The sequence below is a fragment of the Methylobacterium sp. GC_Met_2 genome, from assembly GCF_026540795.1.
Lineage (GTDB): Bacteria > Pseudomonadota > Alphaproteobacteria > Rhizobiales > Beijerinckiaceae > Methylobacterium.
In genome coordinates this window covers 14,268-34,867 of sequence record NZ_JALNUM010000051.1, presented here as the reverse complement: position 1 = coordinate 34,867, position 20,600 = coordinate 14,268, and the positions used below count along the sequence as shown (strand labels likewise).

Genomic DNA, 20,600 nt, shown 5'->3' with positions numbered 1-20,600 from the left:
CTTTCGCTTCGCGGCCCCTGTCGGTCCCGGCCCCTATCGAAGGGTCGCGGATTCGCCGGGCTTGAGGTGAGGGTCGCCACCATCGGGGCCGCACAGGGAGACGTGATCGTTCAAGCGGCCCAGGTGTTCGAAGACATGCTCGAAGGCATCGGAAACGGCATGCTCGAAGGAGCCGTCTCCCTTGCCCTGCGCATTCTTGAGGGCGTTCAACAGCGCCCGGTGCTTCTCGGTGTCGGTGGACATCGCGTTCCTCCCCGCCGGTTGCGGCACCGGCTCCGAGAGCCAATCTGCCCATGCACCGGCGGTTCCCGGCGGCCTCCGCGCCGTCCCCTCGCTAGGCGGCCGTTCCCGCCATGGTGACCGAAATTGAAGGGCACCACCTCGTGACGTGCACCCAGCCCGGGGCTATGCGGGATCGGCCGCAGTCCTAGCCTCAACGTAAGGAGACCCGCGCGTGGAGCGTGCCGCGAACCTCACCACGGACGACTTCCGCGCCCTCGCGGACGCGCTGCCGCAGATGGCCTGGGTCGCAGAGCCGAACGGCGACATCATCTGGTACAACCGTCGCTGGTACGACTACACGGGCACCACCATCGAGCAGATGAGGGGTTGGGGCTGGCGCGACGTCCAACACCCGGATCACGTCGACCGGGTCGTGGAACGCATCGGCGAGGCTTTCCGCACCGGCGAGCCGTGGAAGGACACCTTCCCGCTCCGCGGCGCCGACGGCGAGTACCGCTGGTTCCTGTCGCTGGCCCAGCCCCATCGCGGGCCGGACGGCGCCATCCTGCGATGGTTCGGGACCAACACCGACATCACCGAGCGCAAGGGCCTAGAACGCCGGCTCGCCCGCCACGCCATCGACCTGCGCCGCTCCAACGAGGAACTGGAGCAGTTCGCCTACGTCGCCTCGCACGACCTGAAGGCGCCCCTGCGCGGCATCGAGAACCTCGTCGGGTGGATCGAGGAGGACCTGGAAGGCTTGCTGACCGGCGACGTCCAGACCAACATGGAGCTGCTCAAGAGCCGCGTGCGGCGCCTCGACAGCCTGCTCGACGACCTCCTGGCCTACTCCAGGGCCGGACGGGCCGACGCGACCATGGACACGGTCGACACGAGGGCGCTCGTCGAGGAACTCGCCGTCCTAATCAGTCCTCCCGAAGGCTTTGCTATCACGGCCGATGCGTCGCTGCCGACATTACAGGCGGCGCGGGCCCCGCTGACCCAGGCCTTGCAGAACCTGATCGGCAACGCCATCAAGCACCACGACCGGCCGGCCGAGGGGCACATCAAGGTCGAGGCCAAGCCGGCAGGTAACGCGGTCGAGTTCGTCGTGACCGACGACGGTCCGGGCATCCCCGAGCAGTTCCGCGAGCGTGTGTTCGGCATGTTCCAGACGCTCAAGCCCCGCGACGAGGTTGAGGGCAGCGGCATGGGGTTGGCCATCGTGCGCAAGCTGGTCGACCGTCAGGGCGGCAAGGTCTGGCTCGCGGATGGCCCGGACGGGCGCGGGCTGACGGTGCATTTCACGTGGCCGCGCGACGGCGGGAAGGGGCGGACGGATGGGTTCGACGGTTAACATCCTGCTGGTCGACGACGACGAGGTCGACGTCCAGGGGCTCAAGCGCGCCTTCAAGAAGAGCAAGATCGGCAACCCGATCACCGTCGCCCGTGACGGAATCGAGGCCCTGGAGATCCTGCGCGGCGAGAACGGTCACGAGCGCCTGCCGAGGCCACACCTGATCCTGCTCGACCTGAACATGCCGCGCATGAACGGCATCGAGTTCCTGGAGGCGGTGCGCGCCGACGAGGATTTGCGCTCGGCGGTGGTGTTCATGATCACCACGTCGAAGGCCGACGAGGACAGGATGCGCGCCTACGGGCACAACGTCGCCGGCTACATCGTCAAGCGCGACCCGGCCAACACCTTCATGGAGGCGGTGGCGCTGCTGGAGCATTACTGGAAGGTCGTCGAGTTCCCGGCGTAGCCACCCCGGTGACCACTCCTACCCGCATCCTGCTGATCGACGACGACGCGGTCGACCGGGCGGCCGTGCGCCGTGCGCTGGCCAAGTCCGGCCTCGCGCACACCCTGGCCGAGGCGTCCGGGGGCGAAGAGGGCCTGCGCCTCGCCGCGGCGGAAACCTTCGACTGCGTGCTGCTCGACTACCGGCTGCCGGGCATCGACACCTTCGCGCTGCTCAGGACGCTGCTGGCGGCTGAGGGGCATGCGCGGGCGGTGCTGATGCTGACAGGCGAGGCCGACCCCGACCTCGCGACCCGGCTGATGCGGGCCGGCGCGCTGGATTACCTGGACAAGGCGGAGGTCACGCCCTCCGGCCTGGCCCGTGCGATCCGCTACGCGGAGGCCAGGCAGGCCTTCCAGGCGGAGCTCGCCGCGGCGCGGCGCGAGGCGGAGGCGAAGTCCCTGGAACTCGACACCCTGAACCGGCAGAAGTCGCTGCTGTTCTCGATCATCGCCCACGACCTGCGCAACCCGTTCCAGGCGCTGCTGGGCCTGTCCGAGGTGCTGGGCAAGGCCGTCGTGGCACGTGACCCGGCGTCCGTCGAGCGTCGGGCGAAGGGCATCCACGAGGCGGCGACGCAGGCCTACGCCCTGCTGGAGAGCCTGTTCTCCTGGGCGAGCCTACAGATGGACACGATGGCGGTCAGCATGACCGACGTCGACCTCGCCGCCATCGCTGCCGAGGTGGTGCACGGCGCCGCGGAGGCCGCCGCGGACAAGGGACTGAAACTCGACGTCTCCTGCGGCGGGGTCGTCGTCCGTGCCCAGCGGGACATGCTCACGACGGTGTTGCGCAACCTCGTTGGCAACGCCGTCAAGTTCACGCTGCCCGGCGGGACCATCACGGTCGCCGGTCGCCGCGACGGCGACAAGGTCGAGATCTCGGTCACGGACACCGGGGTCGGCATGCCGCCGGGCAAGGTCGACGACCTGTTCCGCCTCGACCGGCGGACGACCACGAACGGGACGGCGGGCGAGCGGGGAAGCGGGCTCGGCTTGCTGCTGTGCCGGGATCTCGTTGAGCGCCAGGGCAGCGTGCTCGCCGTCACCAGTGCCATCGACCGCGGGACGACCTTCCAGTTCCGGCTGCCGGCGCCCCTCGTGCCGGGACGGGTTCCGGCCGACGCCGATCTGACATCCTGAGCTATCGAGTTCCGGCTACGGGGCGAAGTCGGAAGCTGGGGTTTTCAAGCACGCGGCGGTGACCGGCTGTCGAGGTGCTCAGCGCGCCGTCGAAACCGGTTATGCCACGACCGAGCGGCCGCATTCCGTCTCATGACCTATCGTTTCGGTCGGGAAAGGTGATCTAAGGACCGCACCCGGAAAAACCCCAGGAGGGGACGCGCCCGGGCTCGCGGGGATCATCTTGGCCGACGACGCCCTTCTGCAGCGGCTGCTCGCCGGCATCGCCCGAGGCGAGCCGGAGCGGCTGGCCGAGCTCTACGACCTCACGAGCCCGAAACTCTACGGGCTGATCTTGCGTATCCAGCGCGACAGGAACCTGGCGGAGGACGTCCTGCAGGACGTTTACATACGGGTCTGGCAGGCGGCGGGAAGCTACAGGTCGAACGTCGGCACGCCGCTGGCCTGGCTGGTGACCATAGCCCGCAATCGCGCCATCGACAGCGTACGCAGGAGGAGCGAGGTGCAGGGGGCGGACCCGGACGACGGTGAGGATTGGGTGGCGCGGCTAGCCGATCCGCATGACGCGGCCGCCGCGTTCCTCGACCGCGACGCCCTGTTGGCCTGTCTCGGTCGTCTCGAAGCCAGGCAGAGGGATTGCGTGGTGCTGGCCTATTGCAAGGGCTACTCCCGCGAGGAGCTGGCGCGTCGGTTCGACCACCCGGTCAACACGATCAAGACCTGGCTGCATCGTGCGCTCGCCGCGCTGAAGACCTGCATAGAGGCGGTGCGGTGAGCGGGACGGGCGCACCGGGTCCAGACGCCTCCGAGATGCGCGCGGCCGAGTATGTCCTCGGGACGCTCGACGCACGCGAGCGCGAGGCAGTGGAGCGGGAGGCGGCCGCCGACCCGGTCGCCAGGGCACGCATCGACGCCTGGGAACGTCGTCTGGGACCGCTGTCGGAAGCGGTTCCAGACGTTTCGCCGCCGACCCGCGTGCGCGCTGCGTTGCTTCGGGCGGTGCAAGGAGGTGACCGCCCGTATGCGGGTCAGATCGAGGTGCTGCGCGCCCGGCTCCGGCGCTGGCGGTTCGCTGCCGGCGGGGCGGGGCTTGTCGCCACCGGCCTCGCGCTTTTGCTGGCGTTCGGGCCGGCGTCGGCCCCCTCGGACGGACGCTACCTCGCGGTGGTGCAGGGGGGCGGCACGCTCCCGGCGTTGATCGTGCGCGTGGATACGCGCACCGGCATCGCGCAGGTCCGTCGCCTGTCCGCCGAGGCGCCGGCGGACCGTAGCCTGGAGCTTTGGTACGTCGGAGCCCAGGGTCCCAAGCCGCTCGGTCTCCTAGGCGCCGACCAGAGCCAAGTGAGGCTGCCGCCGACGACCGCACCGAACGGGGTGATCGCGGTCTCCGTGGAGCCACCCGGAGGGTCGCCGACCGGTCAGCCCACCGGTCCCGTGGTCTACAGCGGCAAGCTGATCGCCGAGTGACGAGGCCTTCCGGCGCCCGCCGTCGCCGCGGGCACCGGACCGCTCGCTTCGATCAGGGCATCAGCACGCCGTTGACGACGTGGATGACGCCGTTCGACTGCATCACGTTCGGGATGGTCACCGGAACGGTGTCGCCCTTCACGTCGGTGACGTAAACCTTCTTGCCCCGGGCCGTCACGGCAAGCGGCTCACCCTCGACAGTGGTGAGCTGGTTCTGTCCTTGACCCTTCATGGCCAGCGCCATCAGGTCCTTGGCCGTGTAGACACCCGGGACCACGTGGTAGGTCAGGATCTTCGTCAGCGTCGCCTTGTTCTGTGGCTGCACGAGACTCTCCACCGTGCCCGGCGGCAGCTTGGCGAAGGCGGCGTTGGTCGGCGCGAACACCGTGAACGGGCCCGGGCTGTTCAGCGTGTCGACCAGGCCGGCCGCCTTCACGGCGGCGACCAGGGTGGTGTGGTCCTTCGAGTTGACCGCGTTCTCGACGATGGTTTTCTGCGCGTACATCGGCGCGCCGCCGACCATCGGGTTCTTGGCGTAGGCCGCGCCGCCGGCCCCGAGGCCGAGCGCGAGGGAGAGGGCGAGCGCCGTGGCCGTGCGGCGGCCGAGTTTCATCGCAGGCATGGTGTTTCCTTCCGTTCGACCCGCATTAGCGGGGGTCGCGTGCTCCTTACGGGACCTCGGACCGAAAGGTTTCGCCACGGCGCGGGATCCGGTTCGGCGCCTCCCGGGCATCCGACCGGATGCAAGGTCCCGGGAGCGCATCCCGTCCAGGTCGATGCGGTCGGCAATCGCGCCAGGACACTGCACGACGCGGGTGGTTAACCGCCGCGACCAGCGCGGCCCCTTCAAATTCCCGCGTACCAGGCGTAGCCCTGGTCCTCCCAGTAGCCGCCATTGCCCTCGCCGATGTCGGCGAAGCTCTCGACCACCTCGACGCGCATGACGTACTTCGCCTGCTTGTAGCCGAGGTTGCGCTCCACCCGCAGGCGCAGGGGGGCGCCGTTGGCCACAGGCAGGGCCGCCCCGTTCATCTCGTAGGCGAGGATGGTCTGGGGGTGGAAGGCGTCCATCAGGTCAATGCTCTCGTAGTAGCGCACCGGCTCGCTTGCCGGCTCGGCATCCGCGGCGTGCTGCCCCCCGGAATCCCGTCTGTCCTCGCCGCCACCCGACTGCTTGGTCATGGCGGGGTCGGCGTTGCCGCCTTGCGGTTGGCCGTCACCCTCCGCCCCGTCGGCATCTTCCGCCCCGCCGTCCTCGCCCTGGTCCATCGTGTCGGCGCAATGGAACACGACGTAACGCGCCTCGGGCTTTATCCGGGCCTAGCCGAGGAGGTCGGCAAGCGGCACGCCGGTCCACTTGCCGATGGCGCTCCAGCCCTCGACGCAATCGTGCCGGGTGACCTGCGTGCGCGACGGGAGCTTGCGCAGTTCGGCCAGCGAGAGCTTGAGCGGGTTCTCGACCAGGCCGTCGACCTCCAAGCGGTAGGTCGCGAACTTGCGCCTCGCGAGGGCCTTGTACGCCTTGTCCGGCGGGTCCTCGGTGCCGTTCGGCTTGAACCACGGGGAGATGTCCGCCTCAGGGAACTCAGGTGCGAGGGTCCGCTCGGTCAGGAGCAACCGCTGCACGAACAGGTTGGCATCCTCGCCGGTCTTGAGCGTGCGCCGGAACCACTCGGCTTCCCCGAGCCGGTCGCAGCCGCCGAGCATGGCGGTGCCGGCCGCGGCGGTAGCGCCGAGAAGGAGCGCGCGACGGCTGGGCGGGCGGGTCATGCGGAACCTCCCGATCCGTCTGCGGCGGGGGCCGGCTCGACCTTTCGCTCGATCACGAACCAACCGGTGAGCATCCCGCGCATGTTGTTCCAGAACCCCGAGAGCACCACCAGGGCGACGTGGACGACGACGAACAGGAGGAGCAGGGCCGCCACGACGAAGTGGACCGTCCGCGCCGATTGCCGGCCGTCGAACAGCGTCAGGAGGAAGGGGAAGGCGGCGTCCATCGCCGGCGACATGGCGAGGCCGGCCAGCACTTGCACCGGGAGCAGCACGAACAGCACCACGGCGTAGGTGAGCTTCTGGATGACGTTGTAGCGCTTGGCCTCGTCGCCCTGGGGGAAGCGCAGGGTCAGATGTTCCCATACCGATGCGGCGAAGTATCTGACCTGGTCGTGTTGCGGTACGACCCGGTAGCGCAACTACCCGCTGGCTAATCCGTAGAGCAGGTAGGCGAGGCCGTTCAGGACGAAGGCCCAGGCGAAAAAGAAATGCCAGGAGCGACCACCGGTGAGGTCCTGGTCGCTCGGCAAGGTCGCCCAGGCCGGGAAGCCGCGGTCGGCCGCCTCGCCGCCTGCGCCGGTCGAGGAACCCAGCACACCGGTGGTGTCGAAAGTCCGTCCGAGGACCTTGGTGACGCCCTTCGGCGGATCGTCCTCGGCCGAGGAAATCGCCAGCAGCGGTGCGTCGAAGGTCGAGACCTTGCCCCAATACAAGGCGGGATGGGCGTTGAAGATCTGCAGGCCGCTCATCAGCAGGACCAGCAGGCAGACCGCGTTCACCCAGTGGGTGACCCTGATGACGAGGGGATGGCGAAACATCCAACGGCGGCGCTCGACCTCGCCAATCTCCGGAGCGGATCGGGTGAGGTACGTTCGAGCCAAACCGTCTTCCTCGTACGCGTCATGGCCAGGGCGGAGGCCCCTGGATCGGGGCCTCCGGAAGCGCACGGCGCCTCAGAATCACATGCCGCGATTCATCATCATCCGCTTCTTCATCATGCGGCGCTTCATCATCTGCTTCCGCATCATGCGCTTCTTCATCATCATGCGCTCGCTGCTGCTCATGCGGACCTGGGTAACGGTCGAGGAGCCGGCCTGAAGACCGTTCGGGCCCATCGGTGCCGCGGAGGCGGCGCCGGTTCCGAGCGCGAGGCTGCCGAGGACCGAGGCGGCGAGGGCGAGGGTGGTGATCTTCATTCGATGTCTCCTGTACGAGGAAGGAATCCCCTTTCGCGCAAGGAGACAAGAGAAGGGTCGGCCACCAAGTTCCTGTTTTTGCAAAGAAAAAACGGTTCCCGATGGCGTCTGCGCGCAACAAGTCGGACGCCGAGGCAGGACCTCGCGCCGCGCCCAGGCTGGGCGTGTGTCGACCGATACGGAGGCTTGCTGACGAAAGTTTCACGACGGACCGGGAACGCCACCGCCAGTGGCCGGCCATCAGCTCGACGCATTGGTTCTCGTTTACGTGAGGCCAGGATGTGGGGTTGAACCTGGGACCGCCTGGAACGGGTTTGGGCTTGATCGGTTGTGCACAAGCGAATTCTGGAGATCGCCCATGCCACCAGCGCCCGTCCGCTACACCCCCGAGGTCGAGGAGATCGCCGCCGACGAGGACAGGACCATCAAGGGTCTGAACGAAACCTTCGACACCATCCTGACGACGGTCGCCGACAACTCGGGACACGCGGTGCGCTCGGTCCACGCCAAGGCGCACGGCATCCTGGAAGGCACCCTGACGGTCGAGGCCGGACTGCCGCCGGAACTTGCGCAAGGCATGTTCGCCACGCCGGGCGAGCACAAGGTCTACATGCGGATGTCCACCAACGCCGGCGACATCCTGCCGGATGCCATCTCCCTGCCGCGCGGGCTGGCCCTGAAGGTCCTCGACGTTCTGGGCGAGCGCCTGCCCGGCGCGGAGGGGACGACGCAGAACTTCATCATGGTCAACGGCAAGGTCTTCCAGGCGCCGACGGCGGACAAGTTCCTGGGCAGCCTGAAGCTGTTGGCCAAGACCACCGACCGGGCCGAGGGCCTGAAGGTCGGCGCATCGACGGTGCTCCGCGGGGTCAACAAGGCGCTCACCGCGGTCGGTATCAAAAGCCCGACGCTGGGCTCGCTCGGCGGCGCACCGAACGTCGACCCGCTCGGGGAGACCTACTACAGCCTCACCCCGTTCCGGTACGGCGACTTCATCGCCAAGTTCTCGGTCGCGCCGGTGTCGCCTGCGCTGACTGCGCTGACCGGCACGGAGATCGACGCCTCCGGCCGCCCCGATGCCATCCGCGAGACCGTCCGGTCCGAGATGGCCGGCATCGCGGGCGAGTGGGAGTTCCGCGTGCAGCTCTGCCGCGACCTCGAACGCCAGCCGGTCGAAGACCCGACCGTCGAGTGGAGGGAGGACGAGGCGCCGTTCCAACGCGTCGCAACCATCCGGGTGCAACATCAGGACAGTTGGGACCCGGCCAGGGTGCAGGCTGTCGACGAGGAGATGCGGTTTAGCGTCTGGACGGCGCTGGCCGCGCATCGGCCCCTCGGGAACATTAACCGCGCCCGCAATGCGCCCTACAAGCATTCGGCCGAGTTCCGCGAGCGCTTCAACCGTTGCCCTATCCACGAGCCCGGCGCCGTCCGCTGACAGGCGGCCCGACCAGGCGCACCTTCCCCGCGATGGCGGTCGCTGCCGTTCTCGCCGTCGTCATCCAAGCCCGCGCGGACAGCATGCCGAAAACCGAACTCAAGCCGTTCGACGTGACGATCCGGGTGTTCGATCCGACCAAGGGAATGGAGGACGGCCAGGACTATGTCCTGCCGGTCGACAGCCCGGACGCCGAGCACGCGGTGGCGTCGACGATGGCGAATGCCGCCTCGTTCACCCGGAAGGTCGAGGGCGGCAAGCCGCTGCCGGTCGCCTTCACTTGCATCAAGGTCGAGCCGCGCCGCTGACGCCCGGCCTTACCCATTCCACGACATGAATAGAGAGAGGCTCACGATGGCGGAGATCAAGGGACGCAAGATCGCCGTGCTGGCGACGGACGGGGTCGAGGAGGTCGAATTGACCGAGCCGGTGCAGGCCCTCCAAGCGGCCGGAGCATCGACCACGCTCGTCTCGCTCAAGCCCGGCGAAATCCAGGCGATGGAGAAGGACGTGAACCCCGTCGGCAAGCACGCCGTCGAGGCGGTGGTGGCCGACGCCGACCCGGCGGGCTTCGACGGGCTCCTGCTGCCGGGCGGGACGACCAACCCAGACGCCTTGCGCCTGGACGAAAAGGCGGTCGCCTTCGTCAAGGCGTTCGTCGAGGCCGGCAAGCCCATCGCCGCGATCTGCCACGGGCCGTGGATGCTCATCAACGCGGAGGGCGTCGCCGGCAAGACCCTGACGTCCTGGCCCTCCCTCCAGGTAGACCTGCGCAACGCCGGTGCGAACTGGGTCGACCGGGAGGTCGCCAAGGATGGCAAGCTGGTGACCTCGCGCAACCCGAAGGACATTCCGGCCTTCTGCGAGGCCATCGTCGAGCTGTTCGGGCAGGACGCGTAGCCGGACGACGGGGCGCCCGGGTCGGACCAGTTGCACCATCCATCAAAAGAGAAGCCCCCATATGGCGAGCGAGGACGACAAGCGGCTGGTCCGGGCCTACTTCGACGCGTTCCGCGACCGCGACGAGGCGTGGTGGGACCGGTTCATTGCCCCGAACTTCGTTCGACACGACCCCGGCCTCGAATTCGAGGTCCGTGGGCCGGCCGGGATACGTCGGCTCGCCGCGGTGCTTCATGGAGGACTGTCCGACATCGGCATGCCCATCGACGAGGTCATCGCCGAGGGCGACCGTGTGCTTGCCCGCCTTCGTTTCCAGGGCCGGCACACCGGCGAGTTCCAGGGCATCCCCGCCACGGGGAAGCCTGTCGACATCATCGTGATGGACTACTTCCGCGTCGCCGACGGGCGCCTCGTCGAGCACTGGGCCCTGATGGACAACCTGACCATGCTCAAGCAGATCGGCGCTGTCGACCTCTAGGTGAGTTCGGGTTCGACGAGGGATAAGTCAGCCTCCTCCCCGTCCCACCTGTCCGTTCCCGCAAGGGGTGGGTTCAGGGTCGTCAGCCTATCGTCAGGCCTCCGTGAGGACGCCGGAGAAGCGTTCCCTTGAACGGGCTTCTGCAGGGGTGCGAACTAGGGACTGAAGCTGTTTCCCGAACCACTCGCGCTTTGCAAAGCGAACGCGGCGTGACACTCCTCCGCGATGGTCAGCTCGCACGGATTCATCAACACCCTGTCCCGGCACCGGCCCTCCCACACCGTGCGCTACGGCGTGACGGTGCTGGCCATCGCCGCCATGACGTTCGTGCGCTTCCTGGCCCCGGCCTACGTCGCTCCCTTCCTTCTCTACATCCCCGTCCTCTTGGCGGTAAGCCTCGCTTTCGGAAGGGGAGCCGGCGTGCTCACGTTGGCATTGTCGACCGGGATCGCGACGTGGTTCTACACCCGGGACGGCAGCCTCAGTGGCGTCGACCTCTCCCTCCTATGCCAGTACGCGGCGGTCGGCGCGATCATGATCTGGATCTGCGATGCCCTGCGCAGGTCCGTCGCGCGCAACGACGCGACGCTGGAAAGCCTCGACGCCGCGAACCGCATCCTCGTCGGCAACCAGGCGGAACTGACCCAGGCCAACGCCCGGGCGGAGGCCGCGAAGGAGGCGGCGGAGGAGCATAGCCGGGCCAAGAGCCGCTTCCTCGCCAACATGAGCCACGAGCTGCGCACGCCGCTGTCCGCGGTGATCGGTTACTCCGAGATGCTGGAGGAGGAAGCGGAGGAGCTCAACCAGGACGGGCTGCTCAAGGACCTCGGCAAGATCAAGTCGAACGCCAAGCACCTGCTGGGGCTGATCAACGACGTGCTCGACTTGTCCAAGGTCGAGGCGGAGAAGATGGAGCTCTACCCCGAGGACATCGACGTCGCCGCATTCGCCACCGATGCCACCGGAACCGTGGACGCTCTGGTCGCGAAGAAGGGCAACGTTCTGGCGCTCGACGTCGCCGGCGACGTCGGCCGGGCCCGTACGGACGCGGTCAAGCTGCGCCAGTGCCTGTTCAACTTGTTGTCGAACGCAGCCAAGTTCACCGAGGCCGGCACCATCACCTTGCGGGTCGTGCGCGAGAAGGGCACGACTGCCGATTGGCTCCGGTTCACGGTGGAGGACAGCGGCATCGGCATGAGCCCGGAGCAGGTCGGGCGCCTGTTCGAGCGGTTCACCCAGGCCGACGAGACCACGACGCGCAAGTTCGGCGGGACCGGCCTCGGGCTGGCACTCAGCCGCGCGTTCGCGCAACTGCTCGGCGGTGACATCACGGTGGAGAGCGTCGAGGGCCATGGCACGGCCTTCACCCTGCGGATACCCGCCGACGCGCCCGGACGGGCATCGGAGGAAACTCCACCGGATCCGCCGGAGAACCAGTCCGGGTTCGAGGACCTCGTGCTCGTCATCGACGACGAGGCCAACCAGCGCGAGTTGATGACCCGTTTCCTCGAACGCCAGCGCTTCGCCGTACGAACGGCGGGTGACGGACGAACCGGCCTGGAAATGGCGCGTGCGCTCAGGCCCCGGGCGATCCTTCTCGACGTGATGATGCCGGAGATGGACGGCTGGTCGGTGCTCGCCGCCCTCAAGGCCGACCCGGAACTCGCAGGCATCCCGGTGGTCATGGTCAGTTTCGTCGCCGACGCCGCCCTGAGCGCGTCGCTCGGGGCGGTCGGGGCGGTACCGAAGCCCGTGGACTGGGCGCGCCTCAAAACGATACTGGACCAGGTCCGGGCGGCCGACGGGGACGTGCTCGTGGTGGACGATGACCCCGACATGCGCCAACGTCTCCGAACGGTGTTGGAGCGCGATGGCTGGGCGGTGCGCGAGGCCGGTGACGGGGTCGAGGCGCTGCGACACGTGGACGAGGCCAAGCCCAGGCTGGTGCTGTTGGACCTGACGATGCCGGTGATGGACGGGTTCACGTTCCTGCGCGAGATGCGGGCCCGGCCGGGCTGTAGGGAGATCCCCGTCGTCGTCCTCAGCGCCCGCGACGTATCGGGCGAGGAGCATAGGGAACTCGCGGGGGCGGACCGGGTGCTGCGCAAGGGCGACGCCAGCCTGCAGGAACTCGTGGCCGAGGTCGACCGACTGGGACATGCGAAGGAACCGGGGAACGTGTCGCCGGGACGGGCGTGACTGATCGCAGGATGAAGTCCCAAATAGTGTCCGATGAGCGTGTCCCGACCCGGCGCCTCCTGGCCTACAGAGCCTGAATCCCCGGCTTACGGCCGTTCGACCTCCGCCAGGGGCGCGGTGAGGAGACAGGCCACGCCGGCCGGCTCGTAGTTCAGCTCGACCCAGCCGGTGCTGCCGCCGGACAGCCCCCGCGCGATCAGTCGCCAACCGAACCCCCTGCGGGTGGGCGGCACCACCGGGGGGCCGCCCCGTTCCGTCCAGGTCAGGCGGAACGTGGGCTCCGGGCCGTCGCCCGTCACGGCCCACGCGATGGCGACCGACCCCTCCGCGGTCGAAAGCGCCCCGTACTTGGCCGCGTTCGTCGCGAGCTCGTGCAGCATGAGCGTGAGCGACACCGTGGCGGACTCGCCGACGGCCACCACGGGGCCATCGATGGAGAAGCGTCCGGGCAGGCGGTCGTCGTACAGGCCCAAAGCCGACGCCGCCAGCGCATGCAACTCCGCCCCGTCCGTCGCCTCGTCGAGCAGTATGTCGTGCGCCCTGCCGAGTGCGACCAGCCGCGCGGCAAGGGCCTCACTCGCCGAGCCGAGGTCGGCGGCGTTGCGCATGGTCTGGGCGGCAATGGCCTGCACCACGGCGAGCACGTTCTTCATGCGGTGGGAGAGTTCGCGGTTGACCACCTGCTGCTGTTCCCGGACCCGCCTACGCTCGGTCTCGTCCGTGACGGTCATCACCGCCCCGGCGGACTCCTCCCCGAGCCGGAACGGGACGCTGCTGCACTCGACGGGAACCTGACCGCCGTCCCTCCGGAAGAACACGGCCGGCTCGGACGCGAGGTTGGTCCCGTCGCGCAGGGCCCGGACGAAGACGCAATCCTCTACCAGGAACGGACGTCCGTCCTCGTGGCTGTGGTGCAAGGCGTCGTGGAAGTTGCGCCCGCGCAGGTCCTCCGCCGGCCAGCCGAACAGGCGCTCGGCGGCCGGGTTCGCGAACTGGATCGTCCCGTCGGGGTCCAGCCGGAACACCGCCTCGCTGACGTGGTCGGTGACTGTCCGCAGCAGGATGCCCTGGCGTTCCAGGGCCGTCTCGGTCTCCCGCTGCCGGGTGCGGTCGCGCAGGATCTTGAGGTAGCCGACGAGCGCGCCGCCCTCGTCCCGGAGCGGCATCATCTCGACGCTGGCCCAGAACCGCTCGCCGCCCTTGCGCAGGTGCCAGCGCTCGTCGATCCCGCGACCCTCCGTGAGCGCGCTGTGCATCTCCTGCTGCGGGATGCGGGCGACGCGGTCCTCCGGGGTGAAGAACCGGTCGGCGTTCCGTCCGACCATCTCGGCGGCGGTCCAGCCGAGGACGTGCTCCGCCCCGGTGTTCCAGGTGGTGACCGTCCCGTCGAGGTCGGTGGCGACCATGGCGTAATCGACCGAGCTATCGACGATGGCGCGGTAGCGGGCCTCGCTCGCGGTCAACGCCGTCTTCGCCGTGCGCGCGGAGACGACGTCGTCCGTGACGTCCTCGACGTAGTGGATCAGGCTCACGACCTCGCCGCCTGGACCGATCACGGGCACGGACAGTGGCCGCCAGTGCCGCTCCTCGAACGTGCCGTCCGGACGACGGATGTTGTAGTGCTGCACGGCCATGCGGTCGGGCCGCCCGGTTTCCAGCGCCCGGTCGAGGGAAGCGCGCAGGTTGCGGACGCCGTTGGCCCCGGGCGCCGCCGGGTCGTCGGGGAACGCCTCGAACAGCGGCCGGCCCATGAGCGCCCCGCGCGCCGTCATCGTGGCCCGCAGGTACGCCTCGTTGACCCCGATCACCGTGAAGGTCGGGCTGTCGGGCGCGAGGAGCAGGTACGGGTTCGGGGCGGCCTCGAACAGGTCGAGCACGGGCACATCCATCCGGAGGTGGACCGCAGGTGCATCGTTCCGTCGGGCATCAGTCATCGTGGCCGACGGTAGCGTCCGGAATAGCCCGTTGCCAAGCGGTCGATCCGTCCTTTGCCCAACGCTTTGGCGGCGGTCGACGTCCGGCTCGCGGGCAACGCCGCCTCGGCGTCAATCATGCAGGAGTCCCGTTCGCACGAGGACGAGGGAGCGTCCCCATCCCACCGGCTCGACCAGTCAAGCCGTGGGGCCGACCTCACGTTGCGGCGAACTCCACGCGCACGACCGTTCCCGCCGTACCCCCGTAGGCCAACGTGCCCCCGAGCTGGCCTGCGAGCCCCTGCGAGATCCGGTAGCCGAGGCTTTTGCTCTTGCCCGGGTCGAACCCCGACGGCATGCCCCGGCCGTCGTCGGCGACCGTGAGCGCCAGGCGCTCGGGGTCCAGCCGTTCGAGCCGGACCGTGATGGTGCCGCGCCCGCCCGGGGCGAAGGCATGCTTCAGCGCGTTCGTGACGACCTCGACGACGAGCAGGGACAGCGTGGTGAGCCGGGTAAGGTCGAGGCTCACCGGCGGCACGTCGACCAGGCAGACGACGTTCCGCGCGCCGGTGGCGTCGAGAAGGTCCGTGCACAGCTCCTGGAGGTACTGCCCGACCGGGAGGCTGATCCGCTCGGGATCGTAGAGGTGCCGGTGGATGCGTGAGATGGTCTCCAGCCGTACCCGGGCCTCGTCCAGGGCGGTCGCCGCGGCGGCGGGGTCGTCCGCGACCTTGCGCTTCTGCAAAGTCAGGAGGGCCGCCACGAACTGCAGTTGTTGGCCACACGGTGCTGGAGCTCCTGGAACATCGTGCGCTGCTGGTCGTACAGCGCCGCCGTGACGCCCCGCTCGGCGCGCAGCCGGTCGCCGGACACGTGCATCGTGTGGATCAGCGCGATGTCGACGGCGACGATGAAGGCATAGAACACGAGCGCCACCGCAGTCGGACCGGTGAGGTCGAACGAACCGTACGGCGGCAGGAACTGGTACCATGCGGCGAGACCGCCGAGCACGGCGCATGTGATGCCCGGCCGCAGGCCGCACAGGTAGGTCGTGAGGATCACCGCCGGGAAGAACGTCAGGTACGGGAAGCCCGGCGGCAGGACGTCGTCGAGGGCGGCGCGCAGCCCCCAGGCGCCGGCGAACATACCGACGGCGAGGAGCTCGCCCAACCGGGGCTTGCCCCGCAGGTCGTCCGCGGCAGCTCGGACGCGGACGAGCGCCGGTTGGATCTCTCGCATGGAAGGGTGGTCGTTCGCTGCCGAGGTCGCCGAATGACTAGAGCCATGCCGGCCCCCGGTCCAGGGCGTTACCGGTCGCCAGGGTCGAGGTGAGACGACCGAGGGCGTCATGCCCGCCCTGTCGTCGCCTCACGGAAACGTCCCGTGACGGGCGCACGTTATCGATCTATCGACGTTTATCCCCTCCCTATCCACGGGTGACTTCGAGACGCCCTCCCGCGGCGCATCGGCCGCGCCGGCGCCCAACCCACTCGCCATGTCCCTGACGACCCGCATCCTGTTCCTTGTGCTGCTGGCACTCGCTCCAGCCTTCGCCATCCAGGGCTACAACGAGTTCGCCCTACGCGCCGCCCGGGACGCCTCGGTGCGGGCCGATACCATGGCGACCGCGCGGGACGTCGCGGAGGATCTTGGACAGGTGGCCGACGGCGTGCGCCAGGCGCTCAACCTGGTGGCGCAGGACGAAAGCGTCAGGGGGCTCGAACCCGCGGCCTGCACGGACTACCTGCGCCGCGCCGCCGCGGAGCTGCCGCACGTCAACCTGCTCGCCCTGACCCGCCCAGACGGCGTAGTGGTGTGCAACAGCATCGGCTCCGCCCCGGGGACTTACTCGAACGCCGGGCGTGCCTATCATCGCCGCGTCACCGCCGAGGGCGGGTTCGTGATGGGCAACTATGCCCGGGGCGTCGCCACCGGCAAGGATTCGATCCATTTCGCCCAGCCCATGCGCGGGCCGGACGGCGGGACCCGAGGCGTGCTCGTGGCTTCCGTCGACCTCGCCTGGCTCTCGCAGCACCTGCAACAGGCGCTTCGCCTGCCGAGCACATCGCTGACGGTCGCCGACGAGGACAACGTCATCATCGCCCGCCGTCCAGACAGTGCCGAATGGATCGGCAAACCGATACCGCCCGAACGGGTGGCCATGTTGGCCGGCCGCGGCGAGGGCGTCCGGATGGATCTCGGCATCGACGGGCGCGAGCGCATCCTGGCCAACGCGCGGCCAAGGTCCGCCGCCGTGCGGGCCTGGATCACGGTCGGACGCGACCACGAGGCGGCGTTTGCCGATGTCGAGGCCGCCACCAGGCGCGGCCTCGAACTGATGGCCGCGGGCGTCGCCCTAGCGGTCGCGGCCGCGCTGACGGCCGGCCGTCTATTCATACGCCGCCCGTTCGACCGCCTGCTGCGGACCGCGGCGGCGTGGCGGACCGGCGACCTCGGGGCACGCACCGGCATGCGCCGCACCGACGAGTTCGGCCAGCTCGGGCGGGAGCTGGACGCGATGGCGGGGACCATCCAGCGCAACGAGGGTGACCTGCGAGCGGAGGTCCGCCGAGCGGGCGAGCTCCAGGAACGGCAGGTGACGCTGCTCCACGAGCTTAATCACCGTGTGAAGAATACTCTCGCAACCGTGCAGGCCCTGGCGCGGCAATCGACGCGCGGCGGCGAGGCGCAGGGCGAGCGCCTGGAGGCCCGTATCCTGGCGCTGTCCAAGACCCACGACCTTCTGACACGGGACGACTGGACGTCGGCCCCGCTCCGGGAGGTGCTTGAGGGCGAGATCGGGCCCTACCGCGATCATCCCGCCCGCTTCGAGGTCGAGGGGCCGGACCTGGACCTGCCGGCCCGTCACGTGCTGGCGCTGGGAATGACGTTGCACGAGCTCACCACCAATGCCGCGAAGCACGGTGCTCTCTCGGTGGAGCGGGGTCGTATACGCATAGTTTGGCGCTCCAGTCGCGCCGAGGACGGCGCCTTGCGGTTGCATCTCGACTGGATCGAGACCGACGGCCCCTTGACGGAGCGTCCGGCGCGGCGCGGGTTCGGCACGCGACTTATCGGAGTCAGCGTGGAAAACGAACTTGACGGCCGTGTCGCCATGGACTTCGCCACGTCGGGTCTGCACTGCTCCGTGGACGTTCCCCTCGCTGCTGTCGGCGGGATGATGCAGCCCCATATCGCCTCGACGCGGCAGTAGGGCCTGTGTTGGTGCGGGATGCGGCCGGCAGCGTGAGACCGCACCGCGAGATAGTAGTCACCCAGGCATCGCCCAAGACGGTTCGGGTTATCGACCCGTCATGACCGTTTAACATGCGCGCCGGCGTGGACACCTCCGACCCTTCCGCGAAGCCGACCGTTGGGGACGTCGTCCAGCCGAGCGCACTCCCTGCATCGACACGGTCGTCAACGCCCGCGATGCGGTGGCTGGGAAAGGCGAGTTAAACATCGACATCCGGCTGGTCGAGGCGATGCCGGCTGTGCACGCCCACGCCGCCGTAGCGGGTGCGTTCGTCGCCGTCTCGATCTCGAACACAGGGTGCCGCATTCCGAAGGACAGGCTTGATGATCTTCGAGCCGTTCTTCACGACGAAAGGCATTGGACAAGGTTCCGGTCTCGGTCTGAGCCAAGAGTTTGGCTTCGCCAAGCAATCGGGCGGCGAGGTGCTCGTCGATAGCGAGGTCGGGCGGGCCCCTACCTGCCACTCGTCGCCGGGGACCGCCGTGTCCCTCACAAGGGAGCCGGACCCGCTGATGGACGGGCACGGCACCTGCGTCCTGGTCGTGGAGGACAAGGCCGAGGTCGGCTCCTTCGCCACCCAGATGCTGGGCGACCTCGGTTACGTCACCGTGCTGGCCACCAATGCGGAGGAGGTGCTGCTCGAGCTTGCCAACAACGCCGACCGGTTCGACGTGGTGTTCTCGGACGTGGTGATGCCGGGCATGAACGGCATAGACTTGGCGCACGAGATCCGTCGGCGGTACCGCGACCTCCCGGTCCTGCTGGCTTCCGGCTACAGCCACGTGCTGGCGCGGAACGGCACCTACGGGTTCGAATTGCTGCAAAAGCCCTATTTGGTCGAGGACCTCTCGCGATTGCTGCGCAAGGTCGTGACCTGGCGACGTCGCAAAGGGATCACGGCCCGGTAGGGACGGTCGTCGCGGGCGCCCGGGTCACTCCGGCCTGTCCGCCAGGATGGCACCGATCCGAGCCATGAGTGCGTCGACGGCGAAGGGCTTGGTGATCAGGGACATGCCGGGATCGAGGAAGCCCGAGGGCATCGCCGCACCCTCGGCATAGCCGGTCATGAACAGGACCTTGAGGTCCGGGCGGGTCTCGCGCGCCTGGTCCGCGAGTTGCCGCCCGTTCAGGCCCGGCAGGCCAATGTCCGTGACGAGGAGGTCGATCCGCGCCAGCGATTGTAGCACCCTCAGCCCGGACAAGCCGTCCGGGGCCTGAAGGGTCTCGTATCCGAGTTCGTGAAGCACCTCTACGATGAGGTCGCGCACGACCCGTTCGTCCTCCACCACGAGGACGGTCTCGCCCTCGCCGGGGGGAACCTCTGGCACGCCTTCGGGCATGGTCGCCTCCGCCGGGCCGCCGAGGTGGCGAGGCAGGCGGACGCTGACCGTCGTGCCGCGCCCGACCACGCTCTCGATCCGGGCATGGCCCTCGGACTGGCGGGCGAAGCCATAGATCATCGACAGGCCGAGGCCGGTGCCCTGGCCGAGCGGCTTGGTCGTGAAGAACGGGTCGAAGGCCCGCTTGACGACCTCGGGCGGCATGCCGGTCCCGGTGTCGGAGACGTCGATGCAGACGCAATCGCCCGGCGACGGGCCGGAGGACGGCCCCCGGACGTTCGAGACGGCGATGGTCAGCGTGCCTCCCCCGGGCATGGCGTCGCGCGCGTTGATCACCAGGTTGAGGATGGCGTTCTCAAGCTGGTGCGGGTCGCACAGCGTCGGCCACAGATCCTCGTCGAAGGCGACGCGGATCGCGATGGCCTCGCTCGTCGTCCGGCGGATCAGATCCATCATCCCGTCGATGAGCTTCCGTACGTCCGTTGGCTTCGGGTCGAGCGGCTGCCGACGGGCGAAGGCGAGGAGGCGGTGCGTGAGCGCCGCCGCGCGATGCGCCGAGGCCATCGCCGTCTCGATGTAGCGCCCGAGGTTCTCGACACGCCCCTTCGCGATCCGGGACTGCATCAGGTCGAGCGAGCCGACGATGCCGGTCAACAGGTTGTTGAAGTCGTGCGCGATGCCGCCGGTGAGCTGCCCGACGGCCTCCATCTTCTGGGATTGGCGCAGGTCCTCGCCCATGCGCTCACGCTCGGTGGCCTCGGCCTCAAGGCGCGCGTTGGCCTCGGCGAGCTCGGCGGTCCGGGCCGCGACCTGGTTCTCCAGACTCGCTCCGGCCTCACGCAACCGACCGGCCTGGGTCTCCAGCTCCGCGTAGAGCGCGACCACGCCACGATTGGTCTCGGCGAGCTCGGCGTTGAGGCGCCGCGTCTCCTCCTCGCGCTCGCTTAGTTCGGCGAGGCTCGCGAGCAGCTCGCGGTTCTGCTCGCGCATCGCGGCCTGCGGTCCCTCGCTCCACGACCGCATCGCATCGGCGAGGGCGACGATGGCCGGGCCGTCGAGCGCCGGCCGGCCGGTCGGGATGGCCTTGCCCAGGGTCACCACGGCGCCGGCGCCGGGGTTCGTGACGACCTCGAAGCGGTCCATGAGCCGGCGCGAGCCGGTGATCCCGATGCCGAGGCCCGTGGTCGAGCGGTAACGGCCTTCGAGAATGGCCGGCAGCTCGGCGATGCCCGGACCCTTGTCGACGATGCGGACCACGAGGAGCTGTCGCGGCCCCTCGTCGTCGATCCCGAACTCGACCCTGCCGCCGCCGGCGTAGTCGTGCGCGTTGCGCGCGATCTCCGATACCGCCGTGGCGATCCGCGTCTGGTCCGGGGCGCCGAACCCGACTTGACCCGCGACGCGCCTCGCGCGCTGCCTCACGGTGAAGATGTCTTCCTCGTGCGCCACCATCATCGTGACGAGCGGCCAC

At 68.9% G+C, this 20,600-nt stretch carries 16 protein-coding genes and 5 pseudogenes; 12 read left to right on the top strand and 9 right to left on the bottom strand.

Annotated features, from left to right (window positions below; all coding sequences use genetic code 11):
- Positions 1-33: 33 nt before the first annotated feature.
- A complete protein-coding gene (locus OXS49_RS17845) occupies positions 34-243 on the bottom strand; it encodes a hypothetical protein (protein WP_267425925.1) in 210 nt (69 codons plus the stop codon).
- Between the two features lie 211 nt (positions 244-454).
- On the opposite strand from OXS49_RS17845, the gene OXS49_RS33675 reads away from it, so the two are divergent.
- From OXS49_RS33675 to OXS49_RS17820, 5 genes are all read left to right on the top strand, one after another.
- Positions 455-1,579: a PAS domain-containing sensor histidine kinase gene (locus OXS49_RS33675; protein ID WP_267425924.1), complete on the top strand. Its 1,125-nt coding sequence runs from the start codon at positions 455-457 to the stop codon at positions 1,577-1,579.
- Positions 1,563-1,988 carry a response regulator gene (locus tag OXS49_RS17835; protein WP_267425923.1) on the top strand — a complete coding sequence of 142 codons (426 nt, stop codon included), beginning with the start codon at positions 1,563-1,565 and terminating at the stop codon, positions 1,986-1,988. The genes OXS49_RS33675 and OXS49_RS17835 overlap by 17 nt, the downstream gene beginning before the upstream one ends.
- Positions 1,989-1,996: 8 nt before the next feature.
- On the top strand, positions 1,997-3,169 hold the full coding sequence (locus OXS49_RS17830; protein ID WP_267425922.1) for a hybrid sensor histidine kinase/response regulator: 1,173 nt from the start codon (positions 1,997-1,999) through the stop codon (positions 3,167-3,169).
- Between the two features lie 223 nt (positions 3,170-3,392).
- Positions 3,393-3,944: a sigma-70 family RNA polymerase sigma factor gene (locus tag OXS49_RS17825; protein WP_267425921.1), complete on the top strand. Its 552-nt coding sequence runs from the start codon at positions 3,393-3,395 to the stop codon at positions 3,942-3,944.
- A complete protein-coding gene (locus OXS49_RS17820; protein ID WP_267425920.1) occupies positions 3,941-4,636 on the top strand; it encodes an anti-sigma factor in 696 nt (231 codons plus the stop codon). Before OXS49_RS17825 ends, OXS49_RS17820 begins: the two co-directional genes overlap by 4 nt.
- A gap of 52 nt (positions 4,637-4,688) precedes the next feature.
- On the opposite strand, the gene OXS49_RS17815 is transcribed toward OXS49_RS17820, so the two are convergent.
- From OXS49_RS17815 to OXS49_RS17800, 4 genes and pseudogenes are all read right to left on the bottom strand, one after another.
- The gene (locus tag OXS49_RS17815; protein WP_267425919.1) at positions 4,689-5,258 is read right to left on the bottom strand and encodes a fasciclin domain-containing protein; all 570 of its coding nucleotides are present in this window, start codon (positions 5,256-5,258) and stop codon (positions 4,689-4,691) included.
- A 224-nt stretch (positions 5,259-5,482) separates the two neighbouring features.
- Positions 5,483-6,406, bottom strand: a pseudogene (locus OXS49_RS17810) (molybdopterin-binding protein).
- A pseudogene (locus OXS49_RS17805) lies at positions 6,403-7,227 on the bottom strand (cytochrome b/b6 domain-containing protein). The pseudogenes OXS49_RS17810 and OXS49_RS17805 overlap by 4 nt, the downstream one beginning before the upstream one ends.
- A gap of 141 nt (positions 7,228-7,368) precedes the next feature.
- Complete coding sequence (locus OXS49_RS17800) at positions 7,369-7,605, bottom strand: hypothetical protein (protein ID WP_267425918.1); 237 nt, start codon at positions 7,603-7,605, stop codon at positions 7,369-7,371.
- A gap of 358 nt (positions 7,606-7,963) precedes the next feature.
- Here OXS49_RS17800 and OXS49_RS17795 point away from each other — a divergent pair, with 358 nt between their 5' ends.
- The 5 genes from OXS49_RS17795 (at position 7,964) to OXS49_RS17775 (ending at position 12,620) form a co-directional block, all read left to right on the top strand.
- Complete coding sequence (locus OXS49_RS17795) at positions 7,964-9,043, top strand: catalase family protein (RefSeq protein WP_267425917.1); 1,080 nt, start codon at positions 7,964-7,966, stop codon at positions 9,041-9,043.
- Positions 9,044-9,126: 83 nt separating this feature from the next.
- Positions 9,127-9,351, top strand: a complete 225-nt coding sequence (locus tag OXS49_RS17790) for a hypothetical protein (protein WP_267425916.1) — start codon at positions 9,127-9,129, stop codon at positions 9,349-9,351.
- A 46-nt stretch (positions 9,352-9,397) separates the two neighbouring features.
- Positions 9,398-9,943 (top strand): type 1 glutamine amidotransferase domain-containing protein, encoded by a 546-nt coding sequence (locus OXS49_RS17785; protein ID WP_267425915.1) that lies wholly within the window; start codon positions 9,398-9,400, stop codon positions 9,941-9,943.
- Between the two features lie 61 nt (positions 9,944-10,004).
- Positions 10,005-10,421, top strand: coding sequence for an ester cyclase (locus tag OXS49_RS17780; protein ID WP_267425914.1), 417 nt, complete (start codon positions 10,005-10,007; stop codon positions 10,419-10,421).
- A gap of 225 nt (positions 10,422-10,646) precedes the next feature.
- Complete coding sequence (locus OXS49_RS17775) at positions 10,647-12,620, top strand: response regulator (RefSeq protein WP_267425913.1); 1,974 nt, start codon at positions 10,647-10,649, stop codon at positions 12,618-12,620.
- Positions 12,621-12,706: 86 nt separating this feature from the next.
- On the opposite strand, the gene OXS49_RS17770 is transcribed toward OXS49_RS17775, so the two are convergent.
- Both OXS49_RS17770 and OXS49_RS17765 read right to left on the bottom strand, forming a co-directional pair.
- Positions 12,707-14,497, bottom strand: a complete 1,791-nt coding sequence (locus OXS49_RS17770) for a PAS domain S-box protein (RefSeq protein WP_267425911.1) — start codon at positions 14,495-14,497, stop codon at positions 12,707-12,709.
- A 253-nt stretch (positions 14,498-14,750) separates the two neighbouring features.
- Positions 14,751-15,772: pseudogene (locus tag OXS49_RS17765) on the bottom strand (histidine kinase dimerization/phosphoacceptor domain -containing protein).
- Between the two features lie 256 nt (positions 15,773-16,028).
- Between OXS49_RS17765 and OXS49_RS17760 the strand changes: the two are divergent.
- Together OXS49_RS17760 and OXS49_RS17755 are read left to right on the top strand one after the other, a co-directional pair.
- Positions 16,029-17,747, top strand: coding sequence for an HWE histidine kinase domain-containing protein (locus tag OXS49_RS17760; RefSeq protein ID WP_267425910.1), 1,719 nt, complete (start codon positions 16,029-16,031; stop codon positions 17,745-17,747).
- Positions 17,748-18,112: 365 nt separating this feature from the next.
- Complete coding sequence (locus OXS49_RS17755) at positions 18,113-18,697, top strand: response regulator (RefSeq protein ID WP_346016956.1); 585 nt, start codon at positions 18,113-18,115, stop codon at positions 18,695-18,697.
- A 24-nt stretch (positions 18,698-18,721) separates the two neighbouring features.
- Here the strand turns inward: OXS49_RS17755 and OXS49_RS17750 are convergent.
- A pseudogene (locus tag OXS49_RS17750) lies at positions 18,722-19,861 on the bottom strand (ATP-binding protein); the annotation flags it as partial.
- Positions 19,862-20,230: 369 nt separating this feature from the next.
- Positions 20,231-20,581: pseudogene (locus OXS49_RS17745) on the bottom strand (ATP-binding protein); the annotation flags it as partial.
- Positions 20,582-20,600: the final 19 nt, after the last annotated feature.

Excerpts from the sequence above, each read along its gene's own strand:
- OXS49_RS17835 (WP_267425923.1), top strand. The coding sequence starts at position 1,563 with ATGGGTTCGACGGTTAACATCCTGCTGGTCGACGACGACGAGGTCGAC.
- OXS49_RS17760 (WP_267425910.1), top strand. The coding sequence starts at position 16,029 with ATGTCCCTGACGACCCGCATCCTGTTCCTTGTGCTGCTGGCACTCGCT.
- OXS49_RS17775 (WP_267425913.1), top strand. The coding sequence starts at position 10,647 with ATGGTCAGCTCGCACGGATTCATCAACACCCTGTCCCGGCACCGGCCC.
- OXS49_RS17800 (WP_267425918.1), bottom strand. The coding sequence starts at position 7,605 with ATGAAGATCACCACCCTCGCCCTCGCCGCCTCGGTCCTCGGCAGCCTC.
- OXS49_RS17790 (WP_267425916.1), top strand. The coding sequence starts at position 9,127 with ATGCCGAAAACCGAACTCAAGCCGTTCGACGTGACGATCCGGGTGTTC.
- OXS49_RS17795 (WP_267425917.1), top strand. The coding sequence starts at position 7,964 with ATGCCACCAGCGCCCGTCCGCTACACCCCCGAGGTCGAGGAGATCGCC.
- OXS49_RS17785 (WP_267425915.1), top strand. The coding sequence starts at position 9,398 with ATGGCGGAGATCAAGGGACGCAAGATCGCCGTGCTGGCGACGGACGGG.
- OXS49_RS17845 (WP_267425925.1), bottom strand. The coding sequence starts at position 243 with ATGTCCACCGACACCGAGAAGCACCGGGCGCTGTTGAACGCCCTCAAG.
- OXS49_RS17815 (WP_267425919.1), bottom strand. The coding sequence starts at position 5,258 with ATGCCTGCGATGAAACTCGGCCGCCGCACGGCCACGGCGCTCGCCCTC.
- OXS49_RS17780 (WP_267425914.1), top strand. The coding sequence starts at position 10,005 with ATGGCGAGCGAGGACGACAAGCGGCTGGTCCGGGCCTACTTCGACGCG.
- OXS49_RS17755 (WP_346016956.1), top strand. The coding sequence starts at position 18,113 with ATGATCTTCGAGCCGTTCTTCACGACGAAAGGCATTGGACAAGGTTCC.